Origin of the sequence: Roseobacter sp. MED193 (genome assembly GCF_000152965.1) — a bacterium.
GTDB lineage: Bacteria > Pseudomonadota > Alphaproteobacteria > Rhodobacterales > Rhodobacteraceae > Pseudophaeobacter.
This window is the reverse complement of sequence record NZ_CH902583.1, coordinates 3,741,842-3,757,690: the sequence shown is the minus strand read 5'-3', so window position 1 is coordinate 3,757,690 and position 15,849 is coordinate 3,741,842. Positions and strand designations below refer to the sequence as shown.

Here is a 15,849-nt window from a genome sequence, read left to right as displayed (position 1 = left end):
GGATTTAGACAAAGACCGAGGTGGGCGCAAGAGGGGAAAATCGATTTTTTGCAAAAAATTCAGATTACTTCAAAAGCTGCTCGCGCTGCCCTTCCAAAACATAGACACAGCCCTGCCGGTTTGACAGCTTTGCCATCTCCTGACGCGTCAATCCCAGGGCGATGCCGCGCATGACCTGACCCAACAATCCGTGGGCGACCACCACCGAGGGCTCCGTAAGGGCCTGCATAAACGCCAGTATTCGGGCATGAAAACTGTCATACCCTTCGCCATTGGGCGCAGCGCAAAACAAATCCAAGTGGCTTGGGTTTGCGGACCAAATTTTGGGGTACTTTGCCTCGACCTCAGGCAAGGTCATGCCCTGAAGATCCCCAGCATGGGCTTCTGCTAAACGCTGGTCGGTTGTAAAGCTCACCCCTTGCAGCGCTATATTTGCGGTTTCCTGTGCCCGCCCCAGCGGGGAGACAAAACAGGCGGGTGCCTCAGCCAGTATCGGACGCATCAGTTTGGCCTGCTGGTGCGCATGGGACTGCCCCAAAGGACTGAGCCGCGATTCCAACTGCCCTTGGATACGTTTTTCTGCGTTCCACTCGGTTTGGCCGTGACGCAAAAACCAGATTTTGGGAAAGGAAGTCATATGGCGACAGATCCTCATACTTATGACTTGGTTTGTAATCCTTGCACTGTTAGCGCTGCAGACCTCGGAATGAAAGGGCTCGTGATTTCGTGCTCCTAGCAAGAACCGCTCGACACGGGGCCAAAACTCCTGCCTTTTAGGCAGCACCAAAGGCTAGCCAGATCCGAGACACAGAAAACCCTACTGCCACATGACCCATACGCTTTATTCCTTTCGCAGATGCCCCTACGCCATGCGCGCCCGACTGGCCCTTGCTTCTGCTGCGCAACCCGTTGAGCTGCGTGAAATCGTGCTGCGCGATAAACCCCCGGCCTTTCTGGCGGCCTCGCCTAGCGCCACCGTGCCCTGTTTGGTGACCTCTGAACAAGTTCTGGACGAAAGCCTGGACATCATGACATGGGCGCTGCGCCGAAACGACCCAGAACAGTGGTTGCAGATGCCCAAGAGCGGTTGGGATTGGATTGCCAGGGCCGACGGCCCTTTCAAACGGGCCTTAGACAGGACAAAATACGCTAGCCGCTATCCATCAGAGGATGCCGCAGTCCAACGTCCGCAGGCCGCCCTGTTCCTCGCCGATCTTGACCAACAGATTGACACTTGGATTTTTGCCCAGGCAACAATCGCAGATTATGCCATCTTGCCCTTCGTGCGGCAGTTTGCCTTCATCGACAAGCTCTGGTTCGACCAGCAACCCTGGCCTAACCTTCAGGCCTGGCTGGAGCGTTTCCTGATCAGCGACAGGTTTCAAGGCATCATGCAGAAATACCCACAATGGCAGCAGGGCGACCCTGCAACGCCATTTCCTTAGGTACCTAAGGAAGGCGGCAATCGCGACCTCACCCCCCAGGACACAGCCAGGCACGCAGGTAAACGGCTAACCGAGCCCCCATGCTTTGATCCTCGTGCAGGGCACAGAAATGCAGAGCCATAGCTTGTGTCACAAAGGCCTGCATACCGTCGGCCTGTAACTCCGCAGAAATATCATTGCGGAACGTTCCCTTTTCGAACCAAGGGACTGTGAGGTCGAGGTAGCGCCCAAATGTGGTGGCTATTGCACCAATCTCGGCCACCGCCGCAGCACCGGACAGGCGCAGGATCACATCAAAGACATAGCGCTCTTGGGTCATAAAATGCAGCAAAGGGGCTTGCAACGCCACCAGTTCTTCCACGGTCTCCGGCGGGGGCGCCTTGGCCAATTGATCCAAATGGGCGTCGATACCCGCCCCGATCAACAGGTCCATCAGGGCGTCTTTATCTTTGAAATGAGAAAAGAAAGTCCCCTTGGCCACACCAGCCCTCTTGACCACTTCGTCGGTACGCAGTGCGCCGTAGCCGTTTTCCGCCACCAAAGCCGTCGCCACTGCGACAAGCCGGGCGCGGGTCTCCAAAGTTCTTTTTTGCATTTGCCTCACCATGCTCTCTAGCTGCCATGTGCAATCTGGATGGTCAATTTGCTTCCCTGCGCGGTCACATATTTTTGACTACGGTCATTTTCTAATTGACTACGGTCATTTTCTATCCAATTAAATGACCGCAGTCAATTATTGGAGCACCCCATGACCCGAATCTTTATCTTGAACGGCCACCCCGCCGAGACCTCCCTGAACAAAGCACTAAGCCTCGCCTATGCGCGCACTGCCGAGGAAAACGGTCACGAAGTCCGTATCCTTCATCTGCATGATCTCGATTTTGACAACGATTACGGCTTTGCGGGCTATTCTAATGTCAAACCCCTAGAGCCAGATTTAGAGCGTTTTTTCAACGACCTGGAATGGTGTGAGCATTTTGTGATGACCACGCCCATGTGGTGGGGCGGACTGCCAGGCAAGTTGAAAGGCTTGTTTGATCGCGCGCTATTGCCGGGTAAGGCTTTTGACACACGTAATACCAAGATGGGCATGCCTGCCCCAATGCTAAAGGGGCGTAGCGGGCGCGTCATCGTCACTGCGGACACCCCAAAGTTTTTGATGTGGCTCTTCTACGGCAATGCCATGCTGCGCCAAACAGAGCGTCAGATCCTCGGCTTTATCGGCTTGAAACCCGTCAAGACCACCTTTTTGGCCCCCGCCTCTCACGCAAAGCCCAAAGCAGTGAATCGGTGGCTCGGCCAGGTGCAGAAACTAGCTGCAAAGGCTGCGTGATACAGTTCGACAGGGGCGACAGACTGTAATCAAACAGATCCGCCCCTGCCCCGCACTAAGATTTTAGCCGAAAACGTTGGATTTTACCCGTTTCGGTCTTTGGCAAGTCTTTGGCAAAAACCACGGAACGCGGGTATTTAAAGGGCGCGATACTGGCCTTCACATGGTCTTGCAACAGCTTCACCAAGGCCTCAGATGGAATATGCCCTGCAGAAAGCACCACATGGGCTTCAACAATTGAGCCGCGCGCCTCATCTGGCGTTCCAATCACCGCGCATTCCGACACGGCCTCATGCGACAGGAGTGCCGCCTCCACCTCGGGTCCTGCAATATTGTAGCCGGATGAGATGATCATATCGTCGTTACGAGCAGCAAAATGCAGATAGCCTTCGGCGTCCATGGTGAAACTGTCCCCTGTCACATTCCAGCCATCCTGCACATAGGAGGCCTGCCGATCATCCGCCAGATAGCGGCATCCCGTCGGTCCTTTGACCGCCAACCGTCCTATCTCCCCACGTGGGACCTCATTTCCGTCCTGATCCAGAACGCGCACCTGATAGCCGCTTACCGGTTTACCGGTGCAGGCTGGACGGTGATCTGAGAAACGATTGGTAATAAAGATATGCAGCATCTCTGTAGCACCGATCCCATCCAGCATCGGTTTACCGGTCTTGGCCATCCAGTCCTCATAGACCGGCGACGGCAGGGTCTCACCAGCAGAAACAGCCGCGCGCAGCGAAGATAGATCTGCCCCCTGCTCCATCGCCTGCAACATTACCCGGTAGGCCGTTGGCGCGGTAAAACACACCGTCGCGCGGTATTTCTGAATAATCTCGATCAGGTTGGGAGGAGAAGCATTCTCCAACAGTGTGGCGGCAGCGCCAAACCGCAGCGGAAAAATCGCCAAGCCCCCGAGACCAAAGGTAAAGGCCAAGGGCGGCGAACCAACAAAAACATCCTCAGGTTGGACATCCAGCACCTCCTGCGCATAGCCATCGGCGATGATCAACAAATCCCGGTGAAAATGCATCGTCGCCTTAGGGGCTCCCGTAGTGCCCGAAGTGAACCCCAGCAAGGCCACATCATCGCGACCGGTCTGCACCGCCTCAAAACTGACCGGTTTTTCCAGGGCCAAACGGTCCAGTTCGGCGTCATGGTTCAAGGTGCCGTCAAAGCCAACAACCGATTTCAGATAGTCGGATGTCTTGGCACAGGTCACCAGCTCTTCCATGAGCCGGGTATCACAGAGCGCATGGCTGATCTCGGCCTTGTCGACAATCTGTCCCAATTCCCCCGCCCGCAGCATCGGCATGGTATTGACCACCACCGCGCCCACTTTCGTCGCCGCCAACCAGCAGGCCACCATGGCCGGATTGTTGGCAGACCGGATCAAGACACGGTTACCCGGCCTGATACCCAGATCCTCGCTTAGGACATGGGCCAATCGATTGGTCCAATCCGCCAGTTCTTTATAGGTCCGCCGCCGTCCGTTCCCAATCAGAGCCGTATGGTCACCAAAACCTTTGGCAACCATGGCATCTGTCAGCTCGACCCCGACATTCAACTGCTCAGGGTAATCAAACCCCTCCAGCAGGAATTCCGGCCATTGGTCCTGCGGTGGTAAGTTGTCACGGGTGAATGTATCGATATGCGCGCTGGCTCCCAACATCTCACTTCCCTCCTTCAAACGCGCCAAGGGTCTGGCGGGCAATCACCACCCGCTGCACATCCGAGGCCCCCTCATAGATACGCAAAGCCCTGATATCACGGTATAACTCTTCGACCTTTTGCCCATGCCGCACTCCGTCGCCGCCATGTAACTGCACAGCTTTGTCGATAACCTGCTGCGCTTGGTCAGTGGAAAACAACTTGGCCATGGCCGCCTCGCGGGTAACACGCATGGCGCCGCTATCTTTGGCCCAGGCTGCGCGATAGACCAACAGAGCCGCCGCATCAACGTCCAGCGCCATATCCGCAATGTGCCCCTGTACCATCTGCAGATCAAACAGCGGCGCCCCCTGCACCTGACGGGTAGAGACCCTGTGCAGCGCTTCATCCAAAGCACGGCGGGCAAAGCCAAGTGCGGCCGCCGCCACTGTTGATCTAAAGACATCAAGTACCGACATCGCAATCTTAAAGCCACCGCCGGGTTGGCCCAAAAGCGCCGATTTGGGAATGCGGCAATCGCTAAATTGCAATGTCGCCAAAGGATGCGGCGCAATCACCTGCTGGCGCGCCACCACCTCAAACCCTGGCAACCCAGCCGGCACAATAAAGGCAGACAAGCCTTTGGCCCCTGGCCCCTCCCCGGTGCGTGCAAACAGGGTGTAAACATCGGCAATGCCGCCGTTGGAAATCCAGGTTTTTTCCCCATTCAACACGTAGTCTTCGCCGTCCAAAGTGGCCGTCATAGTGGAATTGGCCACATCTGAGCCTGAGCGCGGTTCAGTGAGCGCAAAAGCGGAAATAGCCTTGCCACTGCGGGTCAAAGGCAGCCACTCCGCCTGCTGAGCTTCGGTACCAAACAACGAGATCGCTCCGGTTCCCAGCCCCTGCATGGCAAAGGCAAAATCAGCCAGCCCATCATGGCGTGCCAATGTCTCCCGGATCAGGCAGAGCGTGCGCACATCCAGACTCTCGCCCGCCATCGCACCACTGTGCTGCGCCCATCCGGCCTCTCCCAAAGCGGCAACCAGGTTGCGGCAGGCCCCATCGACATCCGCGTGATCGATATGTCCCAGCGTCTGGTCGGCCCAGCGATCCAGCTCCCGGGCGAGTTCCCGGTGCCGATCCTCAAAGAATGGCCAGCTCAAAAAGGTCCGGTCCGCCATCTGTCACCTCACAGTTTCATCTTTCCAAAAATATTCCCGCCGGAGGCATCCCAGCCCCGCCCCAAGCGGCTCCTTATCAGCTTAATCACCTTCAAAAACCGGTTTTTCCTTGTTCACAAAGGCATGATAGGCACGCTCAAAATCGGCCGTCTGCATACAGATCGCCTGGGCCTGCGCTTCGGCCTCAATGGCCTGTTCAATCGACATCGACCATTCCTGCGCCAACATGGTCTTGGTCATCATATTGCCAAAGTTCGGCCCCGCGGCGATACGCTCCGCCAGGGCATGGGCCTCTGCCTCGAGATCTGAGGCGGCAACCAACTTGTTATGAAAGCCCCAGGCTGCGCCCTCTTCTGCACTCATTGAGCGGCCCGTATAAAGCAGCTCTGCCGCGCGCCCCTGTCCGATGATGCGGGGCAGGATCGCACAGGCTCCCATGTCACAGCCGGCAAGGCCAACACGCGTAAACAGAAAGGCCGTCTTTGCCTCAGGCGTGGCAATACGCAGATCCGAGGCCATGGCGATAATCGCACCTGCACCAACACAAATGCCATCAATCGCCGCAATGACTGGCTTGCCGCAATTGACAATCGCCTTAACCAAATCGCCGGTCATGCGGGTAAATGCGAGCAACTCCTTCATGCTCATTTTGGTCAGCGGGCCAATGATATCATGCACATCACCGCCTGAGCTGAAGTTCCCACCGTTAGAAGCAAAGACCACAGCCTTCACCGTATCGTCATAGTGCAGATCCCGAAACCAATCGCGCAACTCGCCGTAGCTTTCAAAGGTCAGCGGGTTCTTGCGTTCTGGTCGGTCCAGGAAAACGGTCGCGATGCCGTCCTCCACCCGACAAAGAAAATGCTTGGTGTCGATCTGCGTCATTGCGTGCTCTCCCTGTCTTCCAATTGCTGCGCCACTGCATCCAGCGCCTCGCTTATGCCCTGGGCGGCCTCTGGGGCTACCGCAGCAAAAATCTCATCTATCCAGCCCTCGTGCGCCTCGGCTTGTCGGGAAAATTCTGCCACCCCTTCTGGGGTCAGCCGCACCCGGCTGGCCCGGCGATCTCCAGGGACCTTTTCACGCAACACATGGCCATCCTCGACCAGGCGCTCCACAATTCCGGTCACATTCCCATTGGAGACTTTAAGCACGCTCGACAATTCGCTCATCTTGAGCCCCTGCTCGTGCCGAGACAGGGCTGCCATTACATCGAACCGGGGCAAGGTTGTCGCAAAATCTTGCCGCAGGTTCTCACGCAGGGCACTTTCCACACTGCGTGTCGCCTTGAGCAAACGCAGCCAAAGCCGCAACCGATCCTTCGAACTCTCCGTATCCGTCAAATTTCACCTCCAGAAATAGGCAATGCGCTGCCGTTCACAGATCCGGAAGCCTCACTCGCCAGCCAAAGCGCAGCTTCTGCGACCTCGCTTGGTTGGATGAACCGGTCTTGGGGATTTCCACGGCGCAAAGACTTGGCCGCCTGCTCTCGCGACATGCCGGTTTTTGCCACGATCAGATCCAGTGACTCCTCCAACAGTGGCGTCTCGATAAATCCAGGGCAAAGCGCATTCACAGTCACCCCAGATTTTGCCAACTCAACCGCCAAGGCCCGCGTGAGACCCACCACCCCGTGTTTTGCCGCGCAATAGCCGGACACATAGGGGTATCCTTTCAGGCCAGCGGTGGAGGCAACAGCGATCAACCGCCCCCAACCCAGCGCTTTCATTCCCGGCAGGCAGGCCTGCCAAAGGTTAAACACCCCCAGCAGGTTGACGCCCAAAGCATCCGTAAAATCCGCCTCGTCCATCTGCTCAAAGGCTTTGGAGGGTGCCGCGCCGGCATTGGCAAGGGCAATATCCACCGCGCCCTGTTCAGCGATGGCTTTCGACACTGCGAGATCCAAGCTGTCGCGCTGCGTCACATCACATGAGAGCGGCAAGGCACCAGTTTCGTCGGCAACCTCCTGCAAGGCTTCCATGCGACGGCCAAGGATGGTCACATGGGCCTCTTTTGCCGCAAACTGACGGGCCAATTCCGCCCCAAGACCCGAGCCACCGCCAGTGATTACAACGTGTTTGCCCTGAAAGTTCATGCCCGGATCACTTCTGCGTCGCGATCCGCAAGCCGCCAAGCCTGGTCGCGTCCTGCCTCATAGGGCAAGGGCCAGCCACCAAACCGATCACCGATCTTAGTGGCCTCATGCAAAGTCCAATAAGGATCTGCCAGATGTGGGCGCCCTACGCAGACCAGATCTGCGCGCCCCGCCATCAGGATAGAATTGGCGTGATCCGCCTCATAGATATTGCCGACTGCCATGGTTGCCAGCCCCGCTTCGTTGCGAATGCGATCGGAGAAAGGCGTCTGAAACATGCGGCCGTAGACCGGCTGACCTTCGATTGAGGTCTGGCCTGCAGAAACATCAATGATATCCACGCCCGCCTGTGAGAAGGCGCGGGCAATCTCTACCGCCTCTTCGGGTGTGACGCCCCCCTCACCCAGCCAATCCGTGGCCGAGATCCGCACCGACATAGGCTTATCCGCAGGCCAAGCTGCCCGCATGGCAGCAAAGACCTCTAGCGGGTAGCGCAACCTATTGTCGAGCGAGCCACCATAGGAATCCGTCCGAATGTTCGATTTAGGCGAGATGAAGGATGAAATTAGATAGCCATGTGCAGCATGGAGTTCGATCATGTCAAATCTACAGCGCGCAGCCATTTCAACTGAGGCGACAAACTCCCCCTTAATTTGTTGCATTTCCGCCGGGGTGATCTCGCGCGGCTCCGCATTGTTTGGCGACCAGGACAGAGCGGAAGCCGAAACCAGATCCCAGTTGCCCGCCGCCAGCGGCGCGTCCATCTCCTCCCAGCCGACTTGTGTGGACCCCTTGCGCCCCGAATGACCGATCTGGCAGCAGATCTTGGCATCGGTCTCTTGATGCACAAAGTCCACCAAACGCGTCCAGGCGGCTTCATGCTCCGGCGCGTAGAGACCAGGGCATCCGGGGGTGATCCGGCCCGAGGGGCTGACGCAGGTCATTTCGGTGTAGACAAGCCCGGCGCCGCCCTTAGCGCGTTCGCCATAATGGATCAGATGCCAATCCGTCGGACAGCCATCAACCGCCTTATACTGTGCCATCGGAGAGACCACGATGCGATTTTTCAACGCCATGCCACGCAGATGATAGGGCGCAAACATTGGCGGGCGTACTGGCGCACCATCTGGCGCTCCGGAACTTTCCTGAAACCACTTTTCTGCCGATTTCAGCCAGTTTGGATCGCGCAAGCGCAGATTTTCATGTGAGATTCTTTGGCTGCGGGTAAGAAGAGAATAATTGAACTGCACGGGGTCCATGCCAAGATAGCGCTCAACGTCTTCAAACCACTCCAGCGAATTGCGCGCCGCAGACTGCAGGCGCAGCACATCCAGGCGGCGCTCGTCCTGATAGCGTTCAAAGGCCCGCTCCAGGCTCTGTTCGGTAGAAATCAGCTCTGCCAGGGCAATGGCACTGTCAAAGGCCAACCTGGATCCAGAACCAATTGAGAAATGCGCGGTGGCCGAGGCGTCGCCCAGCAGCACAACGTTTTCGTGGTGCCACTTGTCACAGAGCACCCGCGGGAAGTTGATCCAAACCGCCGAGCCTCGAAGGTGATCAGCATTGGACATCAGGGCATGACCGCCTAAATGATCGGCAAAGATCTCTTCGCAGGTACGAATGATCTCCTCCTTGGACATATCTTCGAACCCCCAGCGATCCCAAGTCTCGCCAGAGCATTCAACAATCACGGTAGCGGTATCATCGTCGAATTGATAGGCATGGATCCAGACCCAGCCATGTTTGGTTTTTTCAAATACAAAGGTAAACGCATCATCAAACTTCTGATGCGTGCCAAGCCAGATAAATTTGCAGGGGCGCACATCGATATTGGGTTTGAAGTGATCGGCAAATTCGTTGCGAACCGCAGAGTTCAGCCCGTCACACCCCACCACGACATCGTAATCTTTTTGGTAGGCGGATGCAGGTTTTGTGCGGGTTTCGAACTGCAGATCAACTCCAAGCGCCCGTGCGCGTTCTTGCAGGATCAACAGCAATCTCTTGCGGCCGATGCCTGCAAAACCATGTCCTTGAGAGACGGTCCTCACGCCCTCTTGCACCACCGCAATATCGTCCCAATAGGCAAAGCTCTCTTTGATCGCCCGGGCAGATTCAGGATCATTCTGGCTTAGATTGTCCAGTGCATCATCCGACAGCACCACCCCCCAACCAAAGGTGTCATCCGCCTTATTTTGCTCAAATACGGTGACCTCAGCCTCGGGCTGCCGCAGCTTCAGCGAGATTGCAAAATAGAGCCCCGCAGGCCCCCCTCCCAAACATGCGACTTTCATGACCCATTCTTCCCTGAAATCAAAAGATAGGATCAGGATAGGTCAGCAGTAAAAAACTTCAAGCTTAAAGTTTCATACTTGAAGATTTATGCATACTCCCCCATGGCACGCGCCGGATTGATGTGCCCTACGCAAGCCCTACGCCCAAGAGCCCCCTCTGTTAGGACCTGCCACTCCTGCATCTAGGAAAAGCCACATTCATGTTGGTTAACAATACATTAACCCTCACACTTATGTGGATAAACTTGTGGATTAGCATTGCAAAAAATTTTTGGACCAACAAAAGGACTGTGAATTCTTTAACTCTAGCTCACGAAACACGCCAGAAAACTCAGCTTTTAGTGCCATCCCAAACCGTGCTGCCCTTCGCAATCTGCTCAAGACCTCCAAAACTAGTAAAAAAGTTGATATTTGGAAATTATCCTCTAATTTTTCCTCATTTTTGTCCATTTTTAACGATATAGGACAATCAATATTTCTGAATAAATTGCACCTCTCCCCCCCAATAAGGGGGCTTTCCGCCCTGGCGATACGTTGAAGTTGCTCTCCGGACGAGTGCCTGCGGCTGACGTCAGAAAAACGACAGCAGACAAACAGAATTGACAAGAAAGCCCCGCGCCCCTGCGCGACCAATTAGATCTCGCGCAGGTAGCGCATGACCGCCTCGCGAACGGACTGATCGCCTCGATGCCGTGACTCAAAGATGACCTTCCTCAAGTCACCAAGGTTAATCCGCATTAACAAAGACTTAACAGGCCCAATTGAAGCGGGCCGCATCGACAGTGTCCGCAAGCCCATAGCGGCAAGACAGGCGGCCTCAATCGGGCGCCCTGCATCTTCGCCGCAGAAGCTGAGCGGGGTGCTGGATGTCGCACAGCGCTCTACAATTTGGTCAATAAATGTGAGGAAGCTGACATTGAGGCTATCATAGCGCTTGCGCACCCGTTCGTTCTCTCGGTCTGCAGCAAAGAAGAACTGCTTCAGATCGTTGCCACCAATCGAGATAAAGTCGACCTCATCAAAAAACTTTTGCGGGGCGAAGGCGAGGGACGGAGTCTCTAGCATAGCGCCGATTTCCAGGCTCTCTGGCAAGGCGTGACCCAGGATACGCTCCCGCTCCAGCGTCTTGTTCACCTCGTTACGCGCAGCGCGGAATTCTTCAGCCTGCGCAACAAAGGGGAACATCACTGTCAGTGGACGCCCTTCTGCAGCCCGTATCAGCGCCTGTAACTGCATCCGCATCATCCCAGGTTTGTCCAAGCCTACCCGAATAGCGCGCCAGCCCAAAGCCGGGTTTGGTTCGTCATTTGGCTTCATGTAGGGCAGAACTTTGTCTGAACCAATATCCAAAGTTCGAAATACAACCCTCTTCCCCTGCGCGGAATCCAACACGCGTTTATACAGGGTGACCAGCTCAGAACGACGGGGCATTTGGTTGCGCACCAAAAACTGAAGTTCAGTCCGAAACAGACCCACGCCTTCGGCACCTGAATTCTCCAGCGAGGGAAGATCGGCCATCAGGCCGGCATTCATGACCAAATTTATCCTGTGGCCATCCTGGGTCACAGCCGCCTTGTCACGGATGGAGACGTAGCGTTCTTGCGCCTGTGCCAACATGGCAATCTTGTCACGAAAAGCACTCACGACACTGTCGTCAGGACGCAGATGCACCACGCCTTGCTCTCCGTCCACCATGATATGATCGCCGTTTAGGGCTTCATTCCTGATGCGTTTGGCATTCACCACCAAAGGAATCGCCAGGGCGCGGGCCACTATGGCTGCATGAGAGCCAACAGAGCCCTCCTCCAGCACGATACCTCTGAGGTTTCGGCCATATTCCAGCAATTCAGCGGGCCCGATATTGCGCGCAACCAGGATAGGATCGTCCGGCAGTTCAGCGCCGGTTTCAGCCCCCTGCCCGGTCAGAATGCGCAACAACCGGTTCGACAAATCGTCCAGATCGCTCAACCGTTCCCGCAAATATGCGTCCTGCACTTGAGACAAACGCGCACGGGCCTGAGACTGCTCTTTCTCTACTGCGGCTTCGGCGCTGAGACCGCGAGAGATATCTTCTTCCATGCGCCGCATCCAGCCCTTGGAATTGGCAAACATCCGATAGGCCTCAAGAACCTGTAGCTGCTCTTTATCTCCGTTCTGCGAGATCTCAAGCATCTTGTCGACGCCCACGCGCAACTGCTCGACCGCCTCGGTGAGACGCTCCAGCTCTTTTTCAGGATCATCCGCAATTGGATTGGTCACCAGCACGCGGGGTTCGTGCAGCCAGACATGCCCTTCAGCAGCGCCTTCCTGAGCAGCAGTTCCGGGCAACAGAACAGGCTGTTGGTGCAGTGGCGACAGGCCAGGCTCATCGCCAACAAAGGCGCCAAGCTCGGTCATTTCCGCAATGACCATAGCCACCACTTCTAGGGCGTAGACCGCATCGGCTGAAAACTCGCGCGCGTCTTTGGACTGAACAACCAGAACACCCAGCATTTCGCCAAGCCGTTGGATTGGAATACCTAGAAAAGACGAAAAACGTTCTTCGCCTGTTTCAGGCATATAGCGAAAGCCCTTGGCGTTTGGTGCATCTGGCGTATTGATCACCTTGCCAAACTTAGCCACACGCCCCACCAGGCCTTCGCCGATCCGCATCCGGGTCTGGTGCACGGATTCGACGTTCAACCCTTCGCTTGCACACAGCTCCAGCGTCTCATCATCGCGAAACAGATAGACCGAGCAAACCTCAGTCCCGATACTGTCACCGATCAGATGCGTGATCTTGTCCAGGCGGGCCTGGCCAGGATCTTCCCCGGCCATAGCCTCTCGCAGGCGGCCAAGCAGCTTGCGACTTTCAGATTCAGTAGATTCGACCATGGGCCCTGTTCACATATTCTTTTTGTGGCAGGCAGCCCAAAGTTATCAGGCTGCCTTATCCAATTCAAAGGCATCATGCAGTGCTTGCACCGCAAGTTCCATGTATTTTCGGTCGACAAGCACGGAAATCTTAATCTCTGAGGTTGTAATGACCTTGATGTTAATACCCTCATCCGAGAGCACCTTGAACATTTTCGCAGCTACACCCGATTGGGAGCGCATCCCGATCCCAACCACAGAGACCTTCGCGACCTCAACATCAGCCACTAACTCGGCGTAGTTCAGCTCGCCTGCGTCCTTGATCGCCAGGAGTGCTTTCTCGGCGCGAGCCACCTGATCGGTGGGGCAAGAAAATGTCATGTCCGTACGGCCATCTTCCGAGATGTTTTGCACGATCATATCAACATTCACCCCTCCGTCAGAGAGCGCATTAAAGATGATCGCTGCAATGCCGGGCCGGTCAGCAACCGACATCAAGGTCATCTTGGCTTCATCGCGGGAATAGGCCACACCAGCCACTACATTGGATTCCATGATTTCCTCCTCGTCGCAGACCAGTGTTCCGGCCTCGTCGGATTGTTCTTCAAAGCTAGAGAGAACGCGCAGTTTCACCTTATACCGCATCGCCAGCTCAACCGAGCGGGTCTGCAATACCTTTGCCCCAAGTGAGGCCAATTCCAGCATTTCTTCAAAGGCGATTTTGTCAAGCTTGCGCGCCTTGTCACAGATGCGCGGATCTGTGGTATAAACCCCGTCCACATCTGTGTAGATATCACAGCGTTCGGCATCAAAGGCCGCCGCAAAAGCCACAGCAGTGGTATCAGATCCACCGCGTCCCAATGTGGTGATCCGACCCTCGGGACTAATCCCCTGGAAACCAGCCACCACTGCGACACGCATGCCCTCAGAAAACTTTGCATTAATGTTTTCCGGTGGGATCTCTTCGATCCGGGCCTGGCTATGGGCGCTGGTGGTTTTCAGCGGCACTTGCCAGCCTTGCCAGCTGCGCGCAGGCACATCCATTTCCTGCAGTGTCAGCGCCATCAGCCCGGCGGTGATGTTTTCCCCCGAAGAGACCACCGCGTCATATTCACGGGCATCAAACATTGGCGAGGTCTCATTGACCCAGCCAACCAATTCATTGGTCTTACCGGACATGGCAGAGACAATGACGATGACATCATAGCCCTTGGCCACTTCAACGCCGACACGCTTGGCGGCGCGGCGGATCCGGTCGAGATTGGCGACGGATGTGCCGCCGAACTTCATTACTAGAACGGGCATGGGCAAAAGTCTCCGTGCGCTCGCTGTTTCCGATCACAGCCTCATAGGCGGAAGCGGATTAGAGGGCAAGACTAGGGATTGTAGCGATACACCCGATATGCCACAGGCAGACGATCTGCCGCAGCCGTGAAACCGCCCGCCCAGGCGGCACTTAGGCGCGCCAAAACCGGATTGTGAGAATAGCAAAGACCGCCATCAACTCCAGCCGCCCAATCAACATCGCACTGCTCAGGATCCATTTGGCGGCATCATTCAGTGAGGAAAAGTTTCCGGCTGGCCCGATAATGTCTCCCAGCCCCGGCCCGACATTGGCCACCGCCGTAGCGGCGCCAGATATAGCGGTGATAAAATCCAAACCTGTCAGCGCCAGCGCCCAGGCCACAATCCCCATCGTAACAATAAAGAACATGAAAAAGGAAATCACCGAACTTAGCACGTCCGGGCCCACGGGGCGGCCATCAAACCGGGGCACAAAGATTCCATTCGGCGAGCGGATTCGCTGGATCTGCACCCGGATTGAGGCAAAGAGCAGCTGATAGCGAAAGATCTTGATCGAGCAGGCGGTTGAACCCGCGCAGCCGCCAATCAGACCAATAAAGAAGAACACCATGATGAGGAAACTTCCCCACTCCATATAGTCGACGCTAGCGTATCCGGTACCAGAGATGATCGAGGTAATATTAAACAGCGCCTCGCGAACAGCTTGCTCAGGGTGGTGCGGAAAAACAGTGACCAGGACGCCCGAAGTTACCAGAACAAGAACCAGAATCGTCCCGAGAAATACCCGAATTTGGCTATCGTGGAACAGCGGTGTCGCCTTACCGTTTACCAGCTGCACGTAACGCACAAACGGCAAGGCAGCGCAGATCATAAAAATCGAGGCCGCATATTCTGCGGCCCCCGAAAAGGCCCCAAATGACGCATCATAGTTGGAAAACCCACCCGTAGACATAGTGGTCATGGCATGTACCAAGGCATCAAACCCACCCATGCCCAGGGCGATATAGACCAGCATGCAGATGGCCGTCAGACCAAGATAGATCAGCGCGATCTGCTTTGCGATCGCCTGGGCACGGGGCAAAATTTTACCAAAAGTATCAAAGCTCTCTGACTTAAAGATCTGCATGCCGCCAACCCGCAGCTCTGGCAGAAAGACCATCGCGACGACAATGATCCCGATCCCGCCGAGCCATTGCAGGATTCCACGCCACAACAGCAGTCCCTTTGGCAGCTCATCCAGCCCTGAAATCACCGTTGACCCGGTCGTAGTCAGACCGGACATGGCTTCGAAAAACGCGTCTGTAAAGCTGAGATCAGTGGCCCCCAGCATAAGAGGCAAAGCGCCAAAAATAGGCAACGCAACCCAGACAAGGGTGGTCAACAAGAAAGTCTGCTGGATCGACAGCCCCTCGTGGTTTCCACTGCCACAGCTCAGCGCCAAAAGCGCCCCACCTAGCATGGTTATAATACCGCTTTCCAAAAACACAGGCCACGCGCCCCGCCCCTCGATAAGGTCAGCGAGGAAGGGAAACACCATCATGGCGCCCAGAATCACGACCAGAAGGCCGATCACATATCCAACGGGTCGAAGGTCCAACATGAGGGTGAGCGTTGGACCTCCTAGTCGAAACTGTCAAGCCAAAGCCCGCGCCCGGCAATCGCGTCGTGCTCAGTACACAACGCTTTAGCTGTTCCC

Annotated in this window: 13 protein-coding genes; 2 read left to right on the top strand and 11 right to left on the bottom strand. The window is 55.9% G+C overall.

Annotated features, from left to right (window positions below; translation table 11 throughout):
* Nucleotides 1–64: 64 nt before the first annotated feature.
* The gene (locus tag MED193_RS20425; RefSeq protein WP_009811682.1) at nucleotides 65–637 is read right to left on the bottom strand and encodes a histidine phosphatase family protein; all 573 of its coding nucleotides are present in this window, start codon (nucleotides 635–637) and stop codon (nucleotides 65–67) included.
* A 190-nt stretch (nucleotides 638–827) separates the two neighbouring features.
* Here MED193_RS20425 and MED193_RS20420 point away from each other — a divergent pair, with 190 nt between their 5' ends.
* A complete protein-coding gene (locus tag MED193_RS20420) occupies nucleotides 828–1,445 on the top strand; it encodes a glutathione S-transferase (protein ID WP_009811681.1) in 618 nt (205 codons plus the stop codon).
* A 28-nt stretch (nucleotides 1,446–1,473) separates the two neighbouring features.
* Here MED193_RS20420 and MED193_RS20415 read toward each other — a convergent pair whose 3' ends face one another.
* Nucleotides 1,474–2,040 carry a TetR/AcrR family transcriptional regulator gene (locus tag MED193_RS20415; RefSeq protein WP_009811680.1) on the bottom strand — a complete coding sequence of 189 codons (567 nt, stop codon included), beginning with the start codon at nucleotides 2,038–2,040 and terminating at the stop codon, nucleotides 1,474–1,476.
* 153 nt (nucleotides 2,041–2,193) lie between these two features.
* Here MED193_RS20415 and MED193_RS20410 point away from each other — a divergent pair, with 153 nt between their 5' ends.
* Nucleotides 2,194–2,778, top strand: a complete 585-nt coding sequence (locus tag MED193_RS20410; RefSeq protein WP_009811679.1) for an NAD(P)H-dependent oxidoreductase — start codon at nucleotides 2,194–2,196, stop codon at nucleotides 2,776–2,778.
* A 55-nt stretch (nucleotides 2,779–2,833) separates the two neighbouring features.
* Here MED193_RS20410 and MED193_RS20405 read toward each other — a convergent pair whose 3' ends face one another.
* The 9 genes from MED193_RS20405 to MED193_RS20365 form a co-directional block, all read right to left on the bottom strand.
* A complete protein-coding gene (locus MED193_RS20405) occupies nucleotides 2,834–4,447 on the bottom strand; it encodes an AMP-binding protein (protein WP_009811678.1) in 1,614 nt (537 codons plus the stop codon).
* A gap of 1 nt (nucleotide 4,448) precedes the next feature.
* Complete coding sequence (locus tag MED193_RS20400) at nucleotides 4,449–5,609, bottom strand: acyl-CoA dehydrogenase family protein (protein ID WP_009811677.1); 1,161 nt, start codon at nucleotides 5,607–5,609, stop codon at nucleotides 4,449–4,451.
* A gap of 81 nt (nucleotides 5,610–5,690) precedes the next feature.
* Complete coding sequence (locus tag MED193_RS20395) at nucleotides 5,691–6,494, bottom strand: enoyl-CoA hydratase family protein (protein ID WP_009811676.1); 804 nt, start codon at nucleotides 6,492–6,494, stop codon at nucleotides 5,691–5,693.
* The gene (locus MED193_RS20390; protein ID WP_039966482.1) at nucleotides 6,491–6,952 is read right to left on the bottom strand and encodes a MarR family winged helix-turn-helix transcriptional regulator; all 462 of its coding nucleotides are present in this window, start codon (nucleotides 6,950–6,952) and stop codon (nucleotides 6,491–6,493) included. The genes MED193_RS20395 and MED193_RS20390 overlap by 4 nt, the downstream gene beginning before the upstream one ends.
* Nucleotides 6,949–7,704, bottom strand: coding sequence for an SDR family NAD(P)-dependent oxidoreductase (locus tag MED193_RS20385; RefSeq protein ID WP_009811674.1), 756 nt, complete (start codon nucleotides 7,702–7,704; stop codon nucleotides 6,949–6,951). Before MED193_RS20385 ends, MED193_RS20390 begins: the two co-directional genes overlap by 4 nt.
* Nucleotides 7,701–9,995 carry a bifunctional salicylyl-CoA 5-hydroxylase/oxidoreductase gene (locus MED193_RS20380; RefSeq protein WP_009811673.1) on the bottom strand — a complete coding sequence of 765 codons (2,295 nt, stop codon included), beginning with the start codon at nucleotides 9,993–9,995 and terminating at the stop codon, nucleotides 7,701–7,703. The genes MED193_RS20385 and MED193_RS20380 overlap by 4 nt, the downstream gene beginning before the upstream one ends.
* Nucleotides 9,996–10,628: 633 nt before the next feature.
* Entirely contained in the window at nucleotides 10,629–12,869 is a 2,241-nt protein-coding gene (gene ptsP, locus MED193_RS20375; RefSeq protein ID WP_009811672.1) for a phosphoenolpyruvate--protein phosphotransferase, read from the bottom strand.
* A gap of 45 nt (nucleotides 12,870–12,914) precedes the next feature.
* Nucleotides 12,915–14,153 (bottom strand): aspartate kinase, encoded by a 1,239-nt coding sequence (locus MED193_RS20370; RefSeq protein ID WP_039966480.1) that lies wholly within the window; start codon nucleotides 14,151–14,153, stop codon nucleotides 12,915–12,917.
* Nucleotides 14,154–14,304: 151 nt separating this feature from the next.
* Entirely contained in the window at nucleotides 14,305–15,753 is a 1,449-nt protein-coding gene (locus MED193_RS20365) for a TrkH family potassium uptake protein (protein WP_009811670.1), read from the bottom strand.
* Nucleotides 15,754–15,849 lie beyond the last annotated feature (96 nt).